The following is a 19813-nucleotide window of genomic DNA, read 5'->3' as shown; positions in this document are numbered from 1 at the left end:
GGAGCAGTCGCCACCATGCCTGTCGAATGCGGATCACCCATTCACCGTAGCAGCGCCCCCACCCAGCGCGCCCATGACTTATGTCCCACCCTGGTCAGCCGCAACCACCGGGCACGACCAGCGCGCCCACCGCGCCCATGCCCAGATGCACGCCCAGCGTCGGCCCGAACTCGGCCACGATCAGCTCACGAATCCCGGGAATCAGATCACGCAATTGCCCCGCGATGGTGTTGGCCGCGTCTTCCGCCCCGAGATGCTGCACCGCCACCGCGGCCCCGTCCTCCCCGGCCGCATCCACCGCCGCCGCAACGAGTTTGATGAACGCCTTGGACCGCGTCCGCGCCTTCTCCCGCAGTTCGAGCCGCCCGTCCACCATCTGCAGGATCGGCTTGGTCACCAGTTCGGTCCCGAAGAACGCCGCGGCAGTGCTCAATCGCCCGCCCCGCCGCAACTGCTCGGTCCGATTGACCACGATGAACGCCCGCCCGCGCCCGGCCGCCGCGACGGCCGCGTCGTACACCACATCCAGTTCCGCCCCGGTCCGCGCCCGCCGCGCCGCCGCCAGCACCGGCAGCCCGGTGCCGAGCCCGGCGCTCAGCGAATCGACCAGCCGCACCCGATCGGCGGCGTCCATATCGCGCACGGCCTGCCGCCCGGCTTCCCAGGTGCCGGACAGCTGCCGCGAAATGTGCACCGCGACAACGCCGTCCCCACCACTGAGTTCGAGCGCCCGCTCGTACGCCTCGCGCAGGTCACCGGGCGAAGCCGCCGACGTGGTGACCTGCGAGGACCCGTAGTCGATCTCCCCGGTGTCGATGCCTTCCCGCAGTTCCCGGTCGTCGACCAGAATGTGCAGCGGCACCGCGATCACCCCGAGTTCGGCGGTGAGTCCGGCGGGCAGACTGGCCGACGAGTCGGTGACAACCACCACGGCCATGGGCTAGCGGACCTTTCCGGGCCCGCGGACCGGCGCAGCCCTCATGCAGTCCGGACCTGGCGGGCCGGGAGTTCGGCGAGCACCTTCACCATGGCGCGCGCGACGGCGGTGTGCCCGTCCCAGCCCCAATGGATGCCGTCCGGATTGGCGGGCCCGTTGAACACGTTGTCGTGCACGGCTTCCCCGATGTCCACCAGCGGCACGGAGTGTTCGTCGGCCCATTTCCGCACGGCTTTCACCATGGGGTCGCGCCCGGTGTGCACGCGCGCGTACGCATCGCACTGGTGCACGGCGGGCAGCGTGCCGACGAACGGCAGCTCGGGCCGCAACTGCGCCAACGCGTTTCGCGCCTGCTCCAGGTAGTCGACGCTCACCGACGGCGGCAGCGCCACCGGCCAGCCGAGCGGGGACAGCTTGGGCTGCAACCAGTTGTACGCGGTCCGCACCTGCCGGCGCAGCCCGGACGGCCGCACGTAGCGGATCATCTCGCGCAGCGCGGTGGGCAGCGGGGAGGGCAGCGAATCCATTCCGCCGGTGGCGAATACGACCGCCCCGGCCCGCGGCACCGTGGCCCAGATGCGCGGATCGTTGATCAGCGCCCAGTACCCGTCCCGATTGGTCCACCCGATCCGCGCGACCAGCTCCACATCCCAATCCAGTTCGGCCGCAACCAGGTTGGGCCAGATCCGGGGATGGTCGGCGGGCAGCCCGCCCTTGGGGCCGAAGTAGGCCAGCGAATCGGCGATGACGAGCAGCACCGGCCGCTCGCCGGGAGCGTTCTCAGAGGACATCAGGGGCAACCTTCGCCAACGCGTTCCACACATCCAGGCGCCAGCCGGGTTGTTCGAAGCTCGGACCGTGGCTGGTGAGCTGCACCCACGAGGTATTGGCGAGTCCACCCAGGGCCGGCCAGTTCGAGGGCGGCAGTTCGAGCAGTGCCGCGGTCAGCGCCGCGATCAACCCGCCGTGCGCAACCAGGAGAATGGTACGGCCGGGCCAATCCTCGCGCTCGGCGAAGAGTTCCTTCACCACCGGCAGCGCCCGCGCGCCGACCTCGAGCTTGGATTCGCCGCCGGGCGGGGTCCAGGTGGGGTCGAGCCGCCAGGCTTTGCGCGCGCCCGGGTACAGCTTGTCGACCTCGTGGTGGTCCATGCCCTCCCACTGCCCGAGGTCGGTTTCGCGCAGCCGGGCATCGGTGGTCACCGGGAGCGCGGCGTGCTCGGCGACCGCGCGGGCGGTGTCGTGGGCGCGCTTGAGATCCGAGGACACGATGTGGATCAGGTCGGCGCACGCCATATCGGGGGCGCAGTCCTTGGCCTGCCGCCGCCCGATTTCACTGAGTTCGGTATCGATCTGGCCTTGCATGCGGTCGGAGGCGTTCCATTCGGTCTGCCCGTGCCGCAGCAGGATCAACCGGCGGACGCCGGCCATCTTGCTCACTCGTCGTCCCCGGCCTCATCGTCTCCGGCCTCCGCAGAGGCAGTCTTGCGCGGATCCCCCAGCCCTTCGACGGGCACCTGCGGGCAGTCCTTCCACAGCCGTTCCAGGCCGTAGAAGTCCCGTTCGTCATTGTGCTGGATATGGATCACGATCTCGACGTAATCCAGCAGCGCCCAACGGCCTTCGCGAGTGCCTTCACGACGCACCGGCTTGTGCCCGGCCTCGCGCAGCTTCTCCTCGACATTGTCGACGATCGCGTTGACCTGACGCTCGTTCGGCGCCGACGCGATCACGAAGCAGTCGGTGATCACCAGCTGCTCGGAGACGTCGAGCACGACCACGTCGGAGGCCAGCTTCTCGTCGGCCGCGAGTGCGGCCACCTTCGCCATCTCCAGAGCTTCGACCGATGCGCTCACCCTGCTACACCTTCCCGTTGCTTCCCGGCACGTAGAGGTGCCGCTTCGATATGTATTGCACGACCCCGTCGGGGACGAGATACCAGACCGGTCGGCCTTCGCCCGCGCGGCGCCGGCATTCGCTCGAGGAGATGGCCAGGGCCGGTATCTCGATCATGGTGACGGCGTCGGCGGGGTAATCACGGAGATGGTCGGCCAGGTGGTCGATGTTCAATTCGTACCCGGGCCGGCTCACTCCGACGAATTTCGCCAGCTGGAACAGTTCCGACCAATCCTGCCAGGTGAGGATGCTGGCCAATGCGTCGGCACCGGTGATGAAGTACAGATCCGCGTCGGGATGCAGTTCGGCCAGGTCACGCAGGGTGTCGACGGTGTAGGTCTCCTTGCCGCGGTCCACGTCGGCGCGGCTGACCGAGAAGCGCGGGTTGGAGGCGGTGGCGATGACCGTCATGAGATAGCGGTCCTCGGCGGGCGAGACGGCGCGATCCGCCTTCTGCCAAGGCTGACCGGTCGGTACGAAGATCACTTCGTCCAGGTCGAAGCGATGCGCGACCTCGCTGGCCGCGACCAGATGCCCATGGTGGATGGGATCGAAGGTACCGCCCATCACCCCCAGCTTGCGGCGCCCGTTCGTATGCACGAAACGCGAGCTTACCGGGGGCGATGGGCGGCGTGTCGGACCGGCGGGCGACGGCCGGTCCGCATTCGGGGGAAATTCGCTGATTTTTCCGGATTCCGTTCACCGTGACCGCAAACAGCGACTTTGCCCCGGACTCGAGTTGCCATGTGTGTGCTGTCCGAAAAGTTGGAGTTCATCAGCACCGATTCGATCGAGGTAAATCGTCATGGGACGCAATTCGTACCGGTTCGCCGCCGTCGCGGCCGCTTTCGGCCTGACCGTGCTGGCCGCGCCCGCCGCACACGCGGAACCCGCTCCGCTCAACGGTCTGTTCGCGCTCGCCCCGGGCGTGTGTGCCAATGGCGCGGTCACCGGGAGCTTCTTCCGGATGATCCTGCCGACCGGTGACGCGAGCGGCCCCTACCTGCAGAACAGCGATTCCGGGTGCAGCGATCAGTCGGTGACGCCGCTGTCGGCGGGCAGTGACGGCGGCCTGCTCAGCGGTAGCTATCAGCCGCAGCCCGGGGCGGCGTTCGACGGGGCCGGCAATGCGCAGTCGGGGCGGGTGACGACGCCGGTGCGGTTCTACGGGGTGGATTTCGCGACGGCCACCAATCCCACCGATCCGCAGACCGGGTCCGCGACCGCGCTGCCGCAATTGTTCTCCGAGGGTGGACGGTTGAGCGGTGATCTGAGCAGCCTCGGGGTCACCTGGAACAACCAGGTGTTCAATCAGGGCGCGCCGAAGCCGGGCGGCGGCTTTCCGGGCAAGACCACCGCGGTGAACGGAACCATCGACGCGGCGGGCAATTTCGTCATCGAGTGGACCAGCCAGATCGTGGGCGGGCCGTTCAACAACTTCACCGGGCTGTGGCATCTGTCCGGGCAATACCGGCGATGACGACCGTGTCGCCGCGTTCGGAGTTGCCCGCCTACTCCGATTTCGTATCGCAGATCGAACGGCCGCGCACCGTGCCGCGGGTGGCGGCGCGCTGGCCGTTCGTGGTGTTGATCGTGCTGGGCGCGGTGCTGGTGATCGCGCCGATCGTGAGCGGGATGTTTCCGCGAGCGGTCAAGGGCGAGGCCATGATCGAGGCCTTCCGGCCGTATGCGACCGAGCAGAGTATCGCGGAGTTCCGGGATGATCTGGGCGTGCTCGACGGGGCGCGTGCGAATGTGCTCGCGCTGCGCGAGAGTGGGCAGCAGCCGGGCAGTTTCGAACGGGTCGATACCTTCGTCCGCGACTATCCGGGGATTCGCACCGATATCTCCGGCATGGTCGATGCCATCGACGCGAACCGCGACAACTACCGGAAGCTCTCCAGTACAACGTCTTTCGGCGCACTGCCGTGGCTGCTCGCCCTGCCGGGCCTGCTGCTGATCGCGATCGGCTGGTTCGGGCTGCGCTCGGTCCGGCACGGGCGGCGCGCGCTGGGCTGGCACGCGACCGCCGCGATCATCGGGCTGGGTCTGGTGCTGCTGCCGTTCACCGGCGGACTGTTCCAGGCCGCACCGGCCGCGCAACCGCTGCTCGACGGGTTCCGGCCGATCCTCACCCAGGAGCAGGTGCGCCGCGTGCAGGGCTATTTCGTGACGCTGGTGGCGGCGGACGGGGAACTGAACAGCCGTTACGTGGGCGCGGTGCGCGGCGCGCATCCCGGGGCCGACCTGACCGGGGTGACCGCGCTGGAGCAGCGCTGGCAGCCCATGACCGCGCGCTTCGCCGGGCTGGTCGGCGTCATGAACGACAATGTCGAGAATTTCGATGCGGTGGTGGCGTTGAACGATGCCACCCGGCCGCTCGGGTTCACCGCCTTCCGGGGCCTGGGCTGGGGGTTCCTGATTCCCGGCGTGCTGGTGCTCGGAACCGCAGCGGCCGGGGTCCGGCCGCGCCGTACGGCCACGGCCGAATCCTCCGTGGGAGAAGAAGAATGAGCATGTTCCGATCGAAGACGCGGCCCGCGCTGGCCGTACTGCTGGCCGCGACCACCGTGCTGGCCGCCGGTTGCAGTGGCGGTGAGTCCGGTGAAACCGCCTCCGCCCCCGAACAATTGACCGGACTGCTGCGGTTCACGCCGGGCGCCGTGAACGGGGATGCCGTGTCCGGCACCTGGTTCCGTATGGTGCAGCCGGGCGGTACGCCCGAGCACGGGCCGTATATGCCCAATGGGGATTCGCCCGCGCAGGGCGGCTCCACCACCTTGCTCAAGCCCGGGACAGCCGGTGGGCTGCGGGTCGGCGGCTACCAGAGTGAACCGAATCCCGGTTTCACCCAGGGTAATTCGCTGTCGGCGTCCATCACCGAACCGACGAAGTTCTTCGCCGTCGAATTCGGCATCTCCACCAATCCGGTGGATCCGCAGACGCAGCGGGCGGTGCCGCCGCCGACCGTGGTCAACGATCACGGCAAGCTCACCGCCGATCTCTCGTCCTGGGCGGCGTCCTGGAACGATCAGGAGTTCAACCAGGGTGCGCCCAAGCCGCCGGAGAAGCAGGGCGCGCAGGTGGCGGGCGCGGAACAGGTGCAGCGCGTGTGGGATTGGGTCTCGCAGCGCTGGTTCGACCGCCCCGCCGCCGATGCCGCGCGCGGGCCCGCCGCCACCGGCACCTACGACGCGAAGACCCGTGCCTTCACGCTCCAGTGGACCAGTGCGATCGCGGGTGGTCCGTTCAACGGCTTCACCGGCGTGTGGCATTTGGAGGGCGTGTACGAACCGGCCGACGCCGCACCGGCCGCAGCGGCCCAGCCCAACGGCGCGGCCCCGGGCGGATCCGGGACCACCGGCGGCGCAACGCCTGCCGCATCCGCTCCCCCGGGCTCCGGTGGATCGGTCCCCGGCGCGTCGGTTCCGCTGAACACCGGCGGATCAGCTCCCGTCGCGTCGGTCCCGTTGAACACCGGTGGATCGGCTCCCGCCGCGTCGGTTCCGCTGAACACCGGCGGATCGGCTCCCGCCGCCTCCGTCCCGCTGAACACCGGCGGGTCCGTCCCGTCCGCCTCCGTGCCGTTGAACACGGGCGGATCGGCTCCGAGCGCGGCCGTTCCGGTGGGCACCGGTGGCGCGCCGAGCGCTTCGGTGCCGCTGTCGCCGGGTGCGGCCTCGCCCGCCGCCGGGGATTCGACGCCGTTGACCGCCAATCCCTTTGCCACCCAGTCCGTGAACACGCAGCCCGCGTGCCCGCTCGGCTGGCCCGCGCCGAAGCAGCAGGGCGGTTTGGCGTCGCTGATCGGGTTGGCGCCGCTGGCGGGACCGTTCTCGTCGGAGGCGTTCGCGCTGGGCTCGGTGTATCAGCCGATCCTGCAATTGGCGGGGCCGGTGCTGGCGGAGATCTCGCCGGTCATCGCGCGCTATCAGCCGGTGCTCGATCCCTTCATCGCACAGGTGCAGGGCATCGAAGCGATCGTGCTGGAGGCGATTCTGCCCTACTACGGCCCGTATCGCGCTCAGCTCATCGCCGCCGAGGGTGAGCTGGCGCGCACCCTGGCCCCGATCCTGAACAATGCCTACAACTCCGAGGCCGCCTCCTGCCTGGTGGCCTGGCAGGGGCAGCTGATCGATCAGGCCAAGGGCGGGCGGATCACGGTGGCCTCGCTCGCGCATCCGGGCGCCGTGGTCACCCTGGGTCCCGAAAGCTGAAGAAGCAGGCGGATATCCGCGCCGTCGGCGACAGTACTTCCATGAACAACAGCACGGCACAGGAAGTTTCGGCGGACGCGGATATTCCGCACGGCTTGCCCATGGATCGCGACGCGGGTCCGTTCGACCCGCCGCTGGCGATCACCCGGCTGCGGGAGCGCCGGCCGGTCAGCCCCATGGTATTTCCCGACGGGCATCGGGGCTGGCTGGTCACCGGCTATGACGAGGTGCGAAAGGTGCTGTCGGACAGCAGGTTCAGTTCGCGTCGCGACCTGGATATCGTGCATGTGCCGTACGCGACCCCGGGGATGCCGGTCGCCACCGCTCCGGCCCCGCAGTTCCCGGGCCTGTTCCTGTCCATGGATCCGCCGAACCACAATCGGTTGCGGGGCAAGCTCACCGGCGCGTTCACCATCCAGCGCATGAAGCAGCTGCAGGACCACATCGCCGAGATCACCGAACGGCAATTGGACGCCATGGCCGCCCTCACCCCGCCGGTCGATCTGGTCCAGGAGTTCGCGCTCCCGGTCCCGTCCCTGGTGATCTGCGAACTGCTCGGCGTCCCCTACGCCGATCGCGAGAATTTCCAGGCGAATTCGGCGCAGTTGCTGGTGCGGGATCAGCGCCTCGAGGACAAGACGGCGGCGTTCGGCGCGATGACCGCCTATCTGGCCGGACTGGTCGCGCGCAAGCGAGCCGAGCCCGGCGAGGACATCCTGTCCGACCTCGCGCGGGACGAGGACCTCGGCCTGGACGAGCTGACCGGCATCGCCTTCCTGCTGCTGCTGGCCGGCCACGAAACCACCGCGAACATGCTGTCGCTGGGCACTTTCGCACTGCTGGAGCATCCGGAGCAGCTGGCGGCGCTGCGGGCCGATCCGGAGCTGATCCCCGATGCGATCGAGGAGCTGCTGCGCTATCTGACCGTGGCGGACATCTTCTCCCGCTATGCCACCGAGGATCTGGAACTGGACGGCGAACTGATCCCCAAGGGTTCGACGGTGGTGATCTCGCTGCTGGCCGCCAATCGCGATCCCCGGCGCTTCGACGACCCCGACACCCTGGACGTGCACCGCAAGGCGCGCGGTCTGGTCGCCTTCGGCCACGGCGTCCACGTCTGCCTGGGTCAGCAACTCGCCCGGGTGGAGATGCGCGCCGGTTTCGCCGGACTGCTGCACCGTTTCCCGACGCTGCGGCTGGCCGTTCCCGCCGATGAGGTGCGGTTGCGGACCGATATGAACGTCTACGGCGTACATGCCCTGCCGGTCACCTGGACCGTGCCCGCCGAGTGAATCTCAGCTCGGCCGTTTGGATTTCGGCAGTTTGCTGACGATCGCCTCGTAGGACAGATCGATGAGCTCGCGCACCTCGTCCTCGGGCACCGCACCGCCGCGCCGGACGCTGTTCCATCCGTAGCGTCCGATATAGGCGGAGGCGGTGACGTCCCCGGGGTAGACGCGCACGAGCTCATCGGCTTCCTCGCGATCACGCCCGCATTTGAGCCCGATGGACTCCCCCGTGCTCCCGAGGAACGCGAAGATCTTGTCGCCGACCTTGGCGACGACATCTCCCTCCCACGGTTCGTCCTGCCACGCGCCGGGTTTGGCCAAGCAGTAGGCCAGCAGATCGTCCATCGTTCCTTCCTACCTCGAGCGGCGTGATCAGGCCGGATACCGCTCGGATGCCCGTGTCAGGGCCGTGTCAGGCCGATATCAGCGCCGCCCGCGACGGTATTCCCATGAACCGCACCGCAATCGCAGTGGACCGGGAGCGATGCATCGGCGCCGGCATGTGCGCCTGGACCGCTCCCGGCATTTTCGATCAGGACGACGAGGACGGCCGTGTGCTGTTGCTGCGTCCCGATGTCGAGCCCGAGCACGAAGCGGCGGTCCGCGAGGCCGTGGCGGCGTGCCCGTCCGGCGCGATCCGCCTGCTCCCCACCGCCTGACCCCCGCCCAGTTCCGCAGCCCCGAAAGGCCATCCGATGAGCACCACCGTCCCCGTCCCGCACGGTCTCCCCATGGATCGCAATGCCGGCCCGTTCGACCCGCCCCGCGAGATCACCGCCCTGCGCGCCGCCCGCCCGGTCAGCCCGCTGATCTTCCCCGACGGCCACGAGGGCTGGCTGGTGACCGGCTATGACGCGGTCCGCCAGGTCATGTCCGACACCCGGTTCAGTTCCCGCCAGGATCTCGGCATCGTGCACGTACCGTACGAGACCCCAGGCATGCCGGTCGCGACCGAACCGTCCCCGCAGATCCCCGGCCTGTTCGTGGCCATGGATCCGCCGGACCACACCCGCCTGCGCCGCAAGCTGACCGGCGCGTTCACCGTCAAGCGCATGAAGGAGCTGCAGCAGCACATCGCCGAGATCACCGAACGGCAGCTGGATGCGATGGCCGCCATGACCCCGCCGGTCGATCTGGTCAAGGAGTTCGCGCTCACGGTCCCGTCCCTGGTGATCTGCGAATTGCTCGGCGTCCCTTACGAAGACCGCGAGACCTTCCAGGTCAATTCCGCCCAGTTCCTGGTCAAGGACCAGGAACTGGAGGAGAAGATGGCCGCCTTCGGGGCGATGACCACCTTCCTGGCCGGCCTGGTGATCGGCAAGCGCGCCGAGCCCACCCAGGACATCCTCTCCGACCTGGCCCAGGACGAGGACCTGAGCATCGAGGAACTGACCGGCATCGCCTTCCTGCTGCTCCTGGCCGGCCACGAAACCACCGCGAACATGCTGTCGCTGGGCACTTTCGCACTGCTGGAGCATCCAGATCAGCTGGCCCTGCTGCACGCCGACCCCGACCTGATCCCGGATGCCGTCGAAGAACTCCTGCGCTACCTCTCGGTCGCCGATATCTTCTACCGCTACGCCACCGAGGACATCGAAGTAGCCGGCGAACTCATCACCAAGGGCTCCACCGTCGTCCTCTCCCTACTGGCCGCCAACCGCGACCCGCACCGCTTCGCCGACCCCGACGCCCTGGACGTCCAGCGTGGCGCCCGCGGCCTGGTCGCCTTCGGCCACGGCGTCCACCAGTGCCTCGGCCAGCAGCTGGCCCGCATCGAAATGCGCGCCGGCTTCACCGCCCTCCTGAACCGCTTCCCCACCCTCGAACTCGCCATCCCCGCAACGGAAGTCAAGCTCAAGTCCGACATGAACATCTACGGCGTCCACGAACTTCCGGTCACCTGGTAGCGCTACACCGGCAGCAGGCGGCCGACCACGGCCGTCAGCTGTTTGGCCGAACGGCATTCGTGCATTTCGATGATGTCGGCGTAGCGGTTGGCGGCGGAATCGCCGGTGCCCCACATTTTCTCGGCTTCGGGGTTGAGCCAGTGGGCGTGTTTGGCGGTGGCTACCAGGCGCTGGAGGGTGGCCAGGGCGGGGTCGCGGTAGTTGGTGCGGGCGTCGCCGAGGATGAGCAGGGAGGTGCGGCTGGTGACGGCGTCGGGGAAGTTCTCGGCGAAGCCTTCGAGGGCGGAGCCGTAGTCGGAATGGCCTTCTATGCCTACGACTTTGGTTTCGGTGAAGATACGGCGGGTGATCTGGTCCAGCGGGGTGATGGAGTCGAAGATCTGGGTCACTTCGTCGGCCTGATCGACGAAGGCGAAGATGCGGACGCGGGAGAACTGTTCGCGCAGGGCGTTGACCAGGAGCATGGTGAAGCTGGAGAAACCGGCCACCGAGCCCGAGATATCGCACAGCAGAACGAGATCGGGGCGGCCGGGGCGGGGTTTGCGGGTGACCAGGTGGACGGGGACGCCGCCGGTGGACATGGATTTGCGCATGGTCTTGCGCAGGTCGATCTCGCCGCGCCGGGACCGGCGGCGGCGAGCGGCCAAGCGGGAGGCCAGGATTCGGGCCAGGCGCTGGCTGCTGCGGCGCAACTCGTCCAGTTCGTTCTGCGAGATGCGCAGGAAGTCGGCGTCTTCGGCTTGACGGGCGACGCCGTAGTTGGCGACGCGTTCGCGGCCGATGCGTTCGGCGACCCGGCGGCGGGTCTCGGCCTCGACGGCGCCGCGGAAGGCTTGAATGCGCTGGCGGGCGGCGCGTCTGGCGACCTCGGTATCGAAGTCCGAGTTGTCCATGCCCTGGGCCAGGCCGGCCAGCAACTTGCTGACCAGGAGTTCGGGTTGCAGGTCCTTGAGGGCCTGATAGGCGGAGAACGAAGGGCCACTGCCGGATTGGTACTGCCCCAGCTGCTCCACGATCTGAGCGGCCAGATCCTGCAACTGCTGGGACTGTTCGCCGGTGGGGTCCTGAGCGAGCAGATCGGCCAGCATCTTGCGCAGTTCGAGAATGTCGACCGTGCCGTCCGCGCGACGCGGCAGCTCGACCTCCTCGGCGCTCACCCGTTCCCCGAGCGCCGCCGGGAACCACAGGTCGAACAGTCCGTCGAAGGTTTTGCGCTGGGTGGTGCGCCGCACGAGCGCACACGCCAGACCCTCGCGCACGGCTTCGCGATCCATCAGATCGAGAACGGTGAGCACCTGGGCGGCGTCCACGGTTTCGGACGGACCGACCGAAATGCCGCGCGCCCGAAGCGCTTCCACGAACCCGACGAGATGCCCGGAAATGCCGTGCTCGGCCGTCGGATCCTGCGGCTTGGGCAGACCCGGCCGGGCGGGCGTACCGCTGCCGGTGACCGCGCGCACGGCGGCCGAGACCAGCCCGCGCGAACTGCCGCCCCGCCCGCCGGATCCGCCGCGCGGAATATTCGGTCCGCCGCTCATGGCGTCAGGCCAGCTTCAGCTCGGACAGCGCCCGCACATGGTCGGCCTGATGCTTGAGCACCACGCCGAGCGTCGCCTGCACCGTCTTGTCGTCGAGATCCTTGGCGCCCAGCGCCAGCAGCGTGCGCGCCCAGTCGATGGTCTCCGCCACCGACGGCAGCTTCTTGAGCTGCATCCCGCGCAGCACGTGCACGATCCGCACCAGCTGCGCCGACACCGCGGGCTTGAGCTCGGGCACCCGGCTGGCCAGGATGCGCCGCTCCAGTTCCTCGTCCGGGAAGTCGATGTGCAGGTACAGGCAGCGCCGCTTGAGCGCCTCGGACAGTTCGCGGGTGGCATTGGAGGTGAGCACCACGAACGGCTTGCGGGTGGCGGCGATGGTCCCCAATTCCGGCACGGTGACCGAGAAGTCGCTGAGCACCTCCAGCAGCAGGCCCTCGATCTCGACGTCGGCCTTGTCGGTCTCGTCGATCAGCAGCACGGTCGGCTCACTGCGCCGGATGGCGGTCAGCAGCGGCCGTTCCAGCAGGAATTCCTCGGTGAAGACGTCGGCTTTGGTTTCGGCCCAATCGTTCTCCGAGGACGCCTGGATGCGCAGGATCTGCTTGGCGTGATTCCACTCGTAGAGCGCCCGCGCCTCGTCCACGCCCTCGTAGCACTGCAGGCGCACCAGTTCCGCGCCCGCCACCTGCGCGACGGCCTTGGACAGTTCGGTCTTGCCGACGCCGGCCGGGCCCTCGATGAGCAGCGGCTTGCCGAGCCGGTCGGCCAGGAATACCGAAGTGGCGGTGGCCTTGTCAGCCAGGTAGCCGGTGCCGGCGAGACGTTCGATCACATCGTCGACCGACGAGAAGATCGGCTCCTGGATAGGTGCGGAGCTAGGAGCCACGACCTGCTTCCCTTCTTCCGGGGCCGGGGGCACTGCCCCCGGTTCCCATGCTGCTGGTACCGGTTTTACACCGGACGAATCTGGCCGTCGCCCCACACGATCCACTTGGTGGAGGTCAGTTCCGGCAGGCCCATGGGCCCGCGGGCGTGCAGCTTCTGGGTGGAGATGCCGATCTCCGCGCCGAAGCCGAACTGCTCACCGTCGGTGAACGCGGTGGAGGCGTTGACCATGACCGCGGCGGCGTCCACCCGATCGGTGAATTCGCGTGCGGCCTTCAGCTCACCCGTCACGATGGCCTCGGTGTGCCCGGTGCCCCAGTGATTGATGTGCTCGACGGCCGCATCCAGATCTTCGACGACCTTGAGCGCGATGTCGAGAGACAGATATTCGTCCGCCCAGTCGGTCTCGGTGGCGGGCACCAGCCCCGGCAGGTCGCCGTGGATGGTGACCGACGCGCCTTCCAGGGCCTTGATCAGGCGCGGTACCGCGACGTCGGCGATGGCGGCGTCGATGAGCACGGTCTCGGCGGTGTTGCACACGCTCGGCCGCCGCGTCTTGGCGTTCAGCAGAATCGATTCGGCCATGTCCAGGTCGGCGGCGCTGTGCACGTACACGTGGCAGTTGCCGGTCCCGGTCTCGATGGTCGGCACCGTGGCATCGCGCACCACGGCATTGATCAGCCCGGCCCCGCCGCGCGGAATCACCACGTCGACGAGCCCGCGCGCCTGGATCAGGTGCGTCACGCTGGACCGGTCCTCGGCGGGCAGCAGCTGCACCGCGTCGGCCGGGATCCCCTGCGCGGCAAGCGCTTCCCGCAGCACCTCGACCAGTGCGGCATTGGAGGCCGCCGCCGAGGACGACCCGCGCAGCAGCGCCGCGTTGCCCGACTTGAGCGCCAGCCCGAAGGCGTCGACGGTGACGTTCGGCCGCGCCTCGTACACCATGCCGACCACACCCAGCGGCACCCGCACCTGGCGGATCTCCAGACCGTTCGGCAGCGTCGAACCGCGCACCACATCGCCGACCGGATCCGGTAGCCCGGCGACCTGCCGCAGCCCGGAGGCAATGCCGTCGATCCGCGATTCGGTCAGCCGCAGCCGGTCCAGCTGAGCCTCGGCGGTCCCGCCCGAACTGGCGCGCAGAATGTCCTCGGCATTGGCCGCGAGCAGCGCGTCCTTGGCCGCGAGCAGCGCGTCGGCGGCGGCGTGCAGCGCCTGATCCTTCTGCGCGGTGGTGAGCCGGGCCAGCGCGCGCGACGCCACCCGGGCCCGGCGCGCCGCCTCGTGCACCGTCTCGCGGACGTTGTCCAGGTCGGCGGCAGGTGAAGCAGTCATGGGTACAGCCTACTGACCGGTCATAAGCCACCGGCGGCGTGGATGCCCTGTCGAATTGTCCCGGTCGGTCTACCGTGGGGCGCATGAGTGTCCGGGTGTCGTCCGGTTCCGGGCGTTGGGTACTGCTGGCGACCGTGCTCGGTTCGGGTATGGCCATGCTGGACGCCACCGTGGTGAACGTGGCCCTGCCGCGCATCGCCGAGGATTTCGGGGCGTCCATGGCCGGTCTGCAATGGACCGTCAACGCCTACACGCTGACGCTGGCCGGGTTCATCCTGCTGGGCGGTTCGCTCGGGGATCGCTACGGGCGGCGGCGCATTTTCATGATCGGCGTGGTGTGGTTCGCCATCGCGTCCGCGTTGTGCGGTGTGGCGCAGGATATTTCGATGCTGATCGCGGCGCGCGCCCTGCAGGGCATCGGCGGCGCGCTGCTGACGCCCGGCTCGCTGGCCATCATTCAGGCCTCGTTCGCGCCGGAGGATCGGGCCAAGGCGGTCGGCGCCTGGTCCGGATTGGGCGGCGTGGCGGGCGCCATCGGCCCGTTTCTGGGCGGCTGGCTGGTCGACGCCGCGGGCTGGCGCTGGGTGTTCCTGCTGAATCTGCCGCTGGCCGCGGTGGTGCTGGCGGTGACCGCGCGGCACGTGCCGGAGACCTTCGACGAGGAATCGCACGGCCGGTTCGATGTGCTCGGCGCGGTGCTGGCCGCGCTGAGCCTGGCCGGAATCACCTACGCGCTCACCGAGGCTCCGGAGAAGGGCGCGAATCTTCCCTTGGTGATCGCCGCGGCCGCGCTCGGCGTCGCGTGCGCGGTGGCCTTCGTGGTGCTGGAACGCCGCCGCACCGCCCCGGACGCCGATCCGCCCGCCATGCTGCCCGTGGATGTGTTCGCCTCCAAGCAGTTCAGCTCCATCAACGCCGTCACCTTCGTCATGTACGGGGCGATGAGCGTGGTGTTCTTCCTGCTGGTGCTGACCCTGCAATTGGTGTCCGGCTTCAGTCCCATCGCCGCCGGCACCGCGCTGCTGCCGGTGACGGTGCTCATGCTGCTGTTCTCCGCGCGGGCCGGCGCGCTCGCCCAGCGCATCGGCCCCCGCCGGCCCATCACCATCGGCGTGCTGCTGGCGGCGGGCGGCATGCTGCTCATGACGCGGGTCGGCGCGCACACCTCCTACCTGCGCGATGTGCTGCCCGCCGCACTGGTTTTCGGCGCGGGCCTGGCCCTGGCCGTGGCCCCGCTGACCGCGACCGTGCTGGCCTCCGCGCCGGAACGGCACGCGGGCGTGGCCAGCGGCGTCAACAATGCGGTGGCCCGCGCGGCCGGTCTGCTCGCGGTGGCCGCGGTGCCGCCGCTGGCCGGTTTGACCGGCGACGCCTACAACGACCCGGCGCGCTTCGGGGACGGCTTCCGCACCGCGCTGCTTTTTTGTGTAGTACTGATGGTGGCCGCCGCGGCGCTGGCCTTCCTCACCGTCCGCGACGATGCCCTGCGCACCGCCCCGGCGGCGGCAGAACCGCAGTGCAAGATCAACTGCGCGGTCGGGGCGCCTCCGCTGGAACCGGCCGCGAGCCAATCCAATCGACCGAGCACCGGAAGTGAGCAGTCATGACCGATCCGATCGTCACCCAGGTCACCACCGGCCTCCCCACCCGATACGAAATCGGCGTGGACGGCGTCCGCGCGGGGCAGACCGACTATGTGGACACCGAGAAACAACGCATCTTCTTCCACACCGAGATCGGCCAGGAGTTCGGCGGGCGCGGCTTGGCGAGCACGCTCATCCGCGCCGCCCTGGACAGCACCCGCGAGCAGGGCCTGCGCATCGTGCCCGTCTGTCCGTTCGTGAAGGCGTTCGTGGAGAAGCACCACGACTTCGACGACATTCTCGACAAGGTCACCCCGGAGGCCATCGCCACGGTCGAGGCCGCGCTGAACTGACCGGGGAGCGAACAGCCATGGCGCGAATCGTGGTGGTGGGCAGTATCAATATGGATCTGGTGACGACCGTGGCGGTGCGCCCGGAGCCCGGCGAGACGGTGGCCGGCGAGGGTTTCGCGCTGGTGCCCGGCGGCAAGGGATCCAATCAGGCGATCGCGGCGCGGCGGGCCGGGGCCGAGGTGGATTTCGTCGGCGCGGTCGGCGCGGACGTGTTCGCGGATGCCCTGCGCGGGGTGCTGTCCGAGGCGGGCGTGGGTGTTGCGCGGCTGCGCACGGTCGAGGGCCCGAGCGGCGTGGCGACCATCGTGGTGGACGGGTCCGGTGAGAATACCATCGTGGTGGTGGGCGGGGCCAATGCCCGCATGACCGAACTCGACGACGCCGATCTCGACACCATCGCCGCGGCCGATGTGCTCATGTGCCAGTTGGAGATTCCGCTGCGCACCGTGCGGGCCGCCGCCGCGCACGCCCGCGCCCACGGCACCGTGGTCATGCTGAATCCCTCACCGGTGCGCGAACTTCCGGCTGCGGTCTGGAGCGATGTGGACGTGGCCGTGGTCAACGAGGGCGAGGCGGCCCGCTTCGGCGCGGCGCTGGCGCCCGTCCCGCACGTGATCACCACCCTCGGCGCGGCCGGCGCCGCCTACCGGGATCCGGACGGCCGCATCCTGACCCAGCTCGGCGTGCCCGTGGAGGTGGTCGACACCACCGGCGCGGGCGACACCTTCACCGGCGCGCTCGCCGCGCACTGGCACGAAGGCGCCGATACCGCGCTGGCCTGGGCATGTACGGCGGGTGCGCTGGCCACCACCAAACTCGGGGCCAGCGCGGCCATTCCGACCCGGGCGGAGATCCTGGCGGCACTCGCCGGCATCGCCTGACGGGCGGGTGTGATGATGGGTCCGGGGTTCGAGGAAAGGTTCCGACATGTCGCTGCGGCACGGTCTGCTCGGGTTGCTCGCCGAAGGCCCGGCCAGCGGATACGACCTGGCGCAACGGTTCCAGGAGGCCCTGGGCCCGGTGTGGCCCGCCCGGCACCCCAAGATCTACTCCGAACTGGCGCGCCTGCTGGACGCGGAATTGATCGAGCTGGAGAGCGAGGGTGCGCGCGGGCGTAAGTCGTATCGGATCACCCCGGCCGGGCTCGCCGAGGTGCGGCGCTGGCTCGGCGAGGACGAGGTGGATCACACGCTGCGGCTGGAGCCGCTGCTGCGCTCGTTCTTCTTCTGGCTGATGGAGCCCCGGGCGCTGGACGCGCATCTGGAACGCGAGGCCAAGTTCTTCAGCGATACCGCGGCCATGTACCGCGAGCTGGCCGATGCCAAGGACCGCGGGGACTTCGGCGTGGCACCGCACAACAAGTCCAAACGGATCGCGATCGAGGCCGGGATCCGGCTGTACGAGGCCCTCGCGGAGTGGGCGGAATGGGCTCGCGACGAGATCGACGAACAACCGTAAACGGCTGATTTCCATGGGAATTCGCGATCGCGACGGGTACTCGCACGCCTTGACATGTACCTAGGGACATGTACGCTGATTCATGTACCCGGGTATGCGTAATGGCACCTACTCGATCCGAGGCTTCTCATGACCACAGCCACTCCCCCACCCGCGATCCTGCTCACCGGCGCCTCCGGCGGCATCGGCTCGGCCTGTGCGAAAGCGCTGGCAGGCAAGGGCTTTCACATCTACGCCGGAGTCCGCGCGAGCACCCCCGCGCTCGACGCCACCGGCATCACCCAGATCCCCCTCGACGTCACCGACCCCGACAGCGTCGCCGCGGCGGCCGAGGAGGTCGGCAAGCGACAGGACGGCGCGGGCCTGTACGCGCTGATCAACAATGCCGGCGTGCTGGTCCAGGGCCCGGCCGAACTGGTCCCCGACCGGGAATGGCAGCGCCAGTTCGAGGTCAACGTGCACGGTGCGGTGCGCGTGACCCAGGCCTTCCTGCCCGCATTGCGCGCGGGCGGCGGGCGGATCGTGAACATCAGCGCCGCCAGCGCCCGGGTAGCGCTGCCGTTCCTCGGCCCCATCGCGGCGAGCAAGGCTGCGCTGGAATCGATTTCGGACGCGCTGCGGATCGAGCTGGCCCCGTGGGGGATTCCGGTTTCGGTCGTCCAGCCGGGCGCGATGCGGACCGCCATCTTCGACAAGGCGAGCGCGGCCGCCGAAGACGCACTGGCGCACAGTGATCCGCGCGCGGTCGCACGCTACGAGCAGCAGCGCATCGCCTTCGAGAAGGCGGTCGCCGGGCAGCGGTTCTCGCCCGTCGAGACGGTGGTGGAGGTCATCCGCAAGGCGGTCGAAGCGCGGCGTCCCAAGGCGTACTACACCGCCGGACCCGATGCGCGGCAGGCGGTTTGGCTCGCCCGCATCCCACCCCGGTGGCGCGATGGACTGCTCGTCCGCGCCCTCGGCCTGTCCGGTATCGAACCGGCCCGCACGCACTGACTCCCCGGAGGACAATCTCATCATGGATCTCGGACTCACCGGCCGGACCGCGCTCATCACGGGCGCGTCGGCGGGCATCGGCGCCGCCATCGCCGAAGTATTCGCGGCCGAAGGCTGCCATCTGCACCTGGCCGCCCGCGACAAGGACCGGCTCGACGAACTCGCCGGCCGCTTACGCGCCGAACACGGCGTCGACATTCACACGCACCCAACCGATCTGCGCCGATCCGAGGAATTGCACCGGCTGGCCGAAGTGGTCGGCGCACCCGACATCCTGGTCAACAATGCCGGTGACATTCCCGGCGGATCGCTGGACGCCATCGACGAACAGACCTGGCGGCACGCCTGGGATCTCAAGGTCTTCGGCTATATCGACCTCACCCGGCTGATCTACGCGGCCATGAGGGAACGCGGGCGCGGGGTCATCGTCAACGATATCGGCGCGGCCGGTGAACGCCCCGACCCGAATTACCTTGCGGGCAGCGCGGGTAATGCCGCACTCATGGCGTTCACCAAGGCGCTGGGCAGCCAGAGCTGGCGCGACGGCATTCGCGTGGTGGGCATCAATCCGGGACCGGTGGCGACGGCGCGCATCGCCCAGCTCATCGATTCCAACGAGCGGTTCCGGGCCATGGCGGCCGAATTCCCGTTCGGCCGCCCGGCCAGTCCAAGCGAAATCGCCGATGCCACCGCGTTTCTGGCCTCGGACCGCTCGGCCTACACCTCCGGCACCATCCTGACCATCGACGGCGGTCTCAGCGCCTCGTGAATCAGACGGCGGCGGTCGGCTTCGTGCCCGTATAGAGGGCGACGAGGTCGGCCAGCTGACTGCCGGTGCGTTCCAGCGGCGCGATCGACCGGGAGGCCAGCGACATGACCACCGCCCCCTCGACCGCCGCCACGATGGTGGTGGCCAGCGAACGCGCGGTCTCGGGCGCGACGTTCTCCGCTTCGAGGCGTTCGCTCAGGATGTCCTCCCACTCCCCGAAGGTCTCCCCCGCCACGTCGGCGGCCTCGGGCGATTCGGAGCGGCCCAGCGCGGCGGCCACGATCGGGCAGCCCGCGGTGAAATCGCTCGACACCAGCACCTCCCGCCACATCCCCGGGAAAGCCGCGATCGCGCTGGCGATATCGGTGGTCCCGGTGACCGCGCGCATGAGCGCGCTGGAGGCCTGCCCGGCGGTGCGGGTGGCCTCGGCGACCAGTTCGGATTTGCCCCCGGGAAAGTTCAGGTACACCGAGCGCCGCGAGATGCCGCTGTGCTCGAGTAACTGCGCGATCCCCGTCCCCGCGATGCCCTGGCAGCGCATGAGTGCGATGGCGCTGTCGATGAGGCGGTCCCGGGCTCCCATGGCGTGTCTCCTCCTTGTCGTATACCGATCGGTGCTCTACCGTTCTCGATATACCGATTGGTCTACC

At 69.1% G+C, this 19813-nt stretch carries 20 protein-coding genes and 2 pseudogenes; 12 read left to right on the top strand and 10 right to left on the bottom strand.

Translation table 11 applies throughout. The features are described 5' to 3' along the window. Positions 1–94: 94 nt before the first annotated feature. The 5 genes from LTV02_RS38830 to nadD are packed head-to-tail and all read right to left on the bottom strand — an operon-like array spanning position 95 to position 3400. Positions 95–937 carry a DegV family protein gene (locus LTV02_RS38830; protein WP_233036449.1) on the bottom strand — a complete coding sequence of 281 codons (843 nt, stop codon included), beginning with the start codon at positions 935–937 and terminating at the stop codon, positions 95–97. Positions 938–978: 41 nt separating this feature from the next. After that, complete coding sequence (gene octT, locus LTV02_RS38825) at positions 979–1728, bottom strand: diglucosylglycerate octanoyltransferase (protein ID WP_157762153.1); 750 nt, start codon at positions 1726–1728, stop codon at positions 979–981. Further along, positions 1718–2368, bottom strand: a complete 651-nt coding sequence (locus LTV02_RS38820; protein WP_233041901.1) for a histidine phosphatase family protein — start codon at positions 2366–2368, stop codon at positions 1718–1720. The genes octT and LTV02_RS38820 overlap by 11 nt, the downstream gene beginning before the upstream one ends. A gap of 5 nt (positions 2369–2373) precedes the next feature. Further along, positions 2374–2793: a ribosome silencing factor gene (gene rsfS / locus LTV02_RS38815; RefSeq protein ID WP_067710862.1), complete on the bottom strand. Its 420-nt coding sequence runs from the start codon at positions 2791–2793 to the stop codon at positions 2374–2376. 4 nt (positions 2794–2797) lie between these two features. Beyond that, positions 2798–3400, bottom strand: coding sequence for a nicotinate-nucleotide adenylyltransferase (gene nadD, locus LTV02_RS38810; protein WP_067710860.1), 603 nt, complete (start codon positions 3398–3400; stop codon positions 2798–2800). A gap of 238 nt (positions 3401–3638) precedes the next feature. On the opposite strand from nadD, the pseudogene LTV02_RS38805 reads away from it, so the two are divergent. From LTV02_RS38805 to LTV02_RS38790, 4 genes and pseudogenes are all read left to right on the top strand, one after another. Then, positions 3639–4301 (top strand): annotated as a pseudogene (locus tag LTV02_RS38805) (hypothetical protein); the annotation flags it as partial. An 8-nt stretch (positions 4302–4309) separates the two neighbouring features. Continuing rightward, the gene (locus LTV02_RS38800; RefSeq protein ID WP_233036439.1) at positions 4310–5347 is read left to right on the top strand and encodes a hypothetical protein; all 1038 of its coding nucleotides are present in this window, start codon (positions 4310–4312) and stop codon (positions 5345–5347) included. 2 nt (positions 5348–5349) lie between these two features. Further along, positions 5350–6120, top strand: a pseudogene (locus tag LTV02_RS39740) (hypothetical protein); the annotation flags it as partial. A 971-nt stretch (positions 6121–7091) separates the two neighbouring features. Then, positions 7092–8342: a cytochrome P450 gene (locus tag LTV02_RS38790; protein ID WP_233036436.1), complete on the top strand. Its 1251-nt coding sequence runs from the start codon at positions 7092–7094 to the stop codon at positions 8340–8342. 3 nt (positions 8343–8345) lie between these two features. Here the strand turns inward: LTV02_RS38790 and LTV02_RS38785 are convergent, their stop codons facing one another. Continuing rightward, positions 8346–8684 carry an MmcQ/YjbR family DNA-binding protein gene (locus LTV02_RS38785; protein ID WP_067710853.1) on the bottom strand — a complete coding sequence of 113 codons (339 nt, stop codon included), beginning with the start codon at positions 8682–8684 and terminating at the stop codon, positions 8346–8348. A gap of 104 nt (positions 8685–8788) precedes the next feature. Here LTV02_RS38785 and LTV02_RS38780 point away from each other — a divergent pair, with 104 nt between their 5' ends. Next, on the top strand, positions 8789–8998 hold the full coding sequence (locus LTV02_RS38780) for a ferredoxin (protein WP_233036435.1): 210 nt from the start codon (positions 8789–8791) through the stop codon (positions 8996–8998). A gap of 36 nt (positions 8999–9034) precedes the next feature. Continuing rightward, a complete protein-coding gene (locus LTV02_RS38775) occupies positions 9035–10246 on the top strand; it encodes a cytochrome P450 (protein WP_233036434.1) in 1212 nt (403 codons plus the stop codon). A gap of 2 nt (positions 10247–10248) precedes the next feature. Here LTV02_RS38775 and LTV02_RS38770 read toward each other — a convergent pair whose 3' ends face one another. From LTV02_RS38770 to LTV02_RS38760, 3 genes are all read right to left on the bottom strand, one after another. Beyond that, a complete protein-coding gene (locus LTV02_RS38770) occupies positions 10249–11784 on the bottom strand; it encodes a vWA domain-containing protein (RefSeq protein WP_084534853.1) in 1536 nt (511 codons plus the stop codon). A gap of 4 nt (positions 11785–11788) precedes the next feature. Next, positions 11789–12673: an AAA family ATPase gene (locus LTV02_RS38765; RefSeq protein ID WP_233036433.1), complete on the bottom strand. Its 885-nt coding sequence runs from the start codon at positions 12671–12673 to the stop codon at positions 11789–11791. Between the two features lie 65 nt (positions 12674–12738). After that, positions 12739–14007, bottom strand: coding sequence for a glutamate-5-semialdehyde dehydrogenase (locus LTV02_RS38760; RefSeq protein ID WP_233036432.1), 1269 nt, complete (start codon positions 14005–14007; stop codon positions 12739–12741). 83 nt (positions 14008–14090) lie between these two features. On the opposite strand from LTV02_RS38760, the gene LTV02_RS38755 reads away from it, so the two are divergent. The 6 genes from LTV02_RS38755 (at position 14091) to LTV02_RS38730 (ending at position 19163) form a co-directional block, all read left to right on the top strand. Next, positions 14091–15614, top strand: coding sequence for an MFS transporter (locus tag LTV02_RS38755; RefSeq protein WP_233036431.1), 1524 nt, complete (start codon positions 14091–14093; stop codon positions 15612–15614). Next, complete coding sequence (locus LTV02_RS38750) at positions 15611–15943, top strand: GNAT family N-acetyltransferase (RefSeq protein ID WP_233036430.1); 333 nt, start codon at positions 15611–15613, stop codon at positions 15941–15943. The genes LTV02_RS38755 and LTV02_RS38750 overlap by 4 nt, the downstream gene beginning before the upstream one ends. A 17-nt stretch (positions 15944–15960) precedes the next feature. Beyond that, a complete protein-coding gene (locus LTV02_RS38745) occupies positions 15961–16824 on the top strand; it encodes a ribokinase (protein WP_233036429.1) in 864 nt (287 codons plus the stop codon). A 46-nt stretch (positions 16825–16870) separates the two neighbouring features. Further along, the gene (locus LTV02_RS38740; protein ID WP_233036428.1) at positions 16871–17401 is read left to right on the top strand and encodes a PadR family transcriptional regulator; all 531 of its coding nucleotides are present in this window, start codon (positions 16871–16873) and stop codon (positions 17399–17401) included. Between the two features lie 129 nt (positions 17402–17530). Next, entirely contained in the window at positions 17531–18394 is an 864-nt protein-coding gene (locus tag LTV02_RS38735; RefSeq protein ID WP_233036427.1) for an SDR family oxidoreductase, read from the top strand. Between the two features lie 22 nt (positions 18395–18416). Beyond that, positions 18417–19163, top strand: coding sequence for a short-chain dehydrogenase/reductase (locus LTV02_RS38730; RefSeq protein WP_233036426.1), 747 nt, complete (start codon positions 18417–18419; stop codon positions 19161–19163). Between the two features lies 1 nt (position 19164). Here the strand turns inward: LTV02_RS38730 and LTV02_RS38725 are convergent, their stop codons facing one another. Continuing rightward, a complete protein-coding gene (locus LTV02_RS38725; protein WP_233036425.1) occupies positions 19165–19746 on the bottom strand; it encodes a TetR/AcrR family transcriptional regulator in 582 nt (193 codons plus the stop codon). Between the last annotated feature and the right edge of the window lie 67 nt (positions 19747–19813).

It is taken from the genome of Nocardia yamanashiensis (assembly GCF_021183565.1).
GTDB classification, from domain to species: Bacteria; Actinomycetota; Actinomycetes; order Mycobacteriales; family Mycobacteriaceae; genus Nocardia; species Nocardia yamanashiensis.
This window is presented reverse-complemented; position numbering and strand designations above follow the sequence as displayed.

Coding starts and splice junctions, on each gene's coding strand:
- LTV02_RS38830 (WP_233036449.1), bottom strand. CDS start 937: ATGGCCGTGGTGGTTGTCACCGACTCGTCGGCCAGTCTGCCCGCCGGA.
- octT (WP_157762153.1), bottom strand. CDS start 1,728: ATGTCCTCTGAGAACGCTCCCGGCGAGCGGCCGGTGCTGCTCGTCATC.
- LTV02_RS38820 (WP_233041901.1), bottom strand. CDS start 2,368: ATGGCCGGCGTCCGCCGGTTGATCCTGCTGCGGCACGGGCAGACCGAA.
- nadD (WP_067710860.1), bottom strand. CDS start 3,400: ATGGGCGGTACCTTCGATCCCATCCACCATGGGCATCTGGTCGCGGCC.
- LTV02_RS38800 (WP_233036439.1), top strand. CDS start 4,310: ATGACGACCGTGTCGCCGCGTTCGGAGTTGCCCGCCTACTCCGATTTC.
- LTV02_RS38790 (WP_233036436.1), top strand. CDS start 7,092: ATGAACAACAGCACGGCACAGGAAGTTTCGGCGGACGCGGATATTCCG.
- LTV02_RS38785 (WP_067710853.1), bottom strand. CDS start 8,684: ATGGACGATCTGCTGGCCTACTGCTTGGCCAAACCCGGCGCGTGGCAG.
- LTV02_RS38780 (WP_233036435.1), top strand. CDS start 8,789: ATGAACCGCACCGCAATCGCAGTGGACCGGGAGCGATGCATCGGCGCC.
- LTV02_RS38775 (WP_233036434.1), top strand. CDS start 9,035: ATGAGCACCACCGTCCCCGTCCCGCACGGTCTCCCCATGGATCGCAAT.
- LTV02_RS38770 (WP_084534853.1), bottom strand. CDS start 11,784: ATGAGCGGCGGACCGAATATTCCGCGCGGCGGATCCGGCGGGCGGGGC.
- LTV02_RS38760 (WP_233036432.1), bottom strand. CDS start 14,007: ATGACTGCTTCACCTGCCGCCGACCTGGACAACGTCCGCGAGACGGTG.
- LTV02_RS38755 (WP_233036431.1), top strand. CDS start 14,091: ATGAGTGTCCGGGTGTCGTCCGGTTCCGGGCGTTGGGTACTGCTGGCG.
- LTV02_RS38750 (WP_233036430.1), top strand. CDS start 15,611: ATGACCGATCCGATCGTCACCCAGGTCACCACCGGCCTCCCCACCCGA.
- LTV02_RS38745 (WP_233036429.1), top strand. CDS start 15,961: ATGGCGCGAATCGTGGTGGTGGGCAGTATCAATATGGATCTGGTGACG.
- LTV02_RS38740 (WP_233036428.1), top strand. CDS start 16,871: ATGTCGCTGCGGCACGGTCTGCTCGGGTTGCTCGCCGAAGGCCCGGCC.
- LTV02_RS38735 (WP_233036427.1), top strand. CDS start 17,531: ATGACCACAGCCACTCCCCCACCCGCGATCCTGCTCACCGGCGCCTCC.
- LTV02_RS38730 (WP_233036426.1), top strand. CDS start 18,417: ATGGATCTCGGACTCACCGGCCGGACCGCGCTCATCACGGGCGCGTCG.
- LTV02_RS38725 (WP_233036425.1), bottom strand. CDS start 19,746: ATGGGAGCCCGGGACCGCCTCATCGACAGCGCCATCGCACTCATGCGC.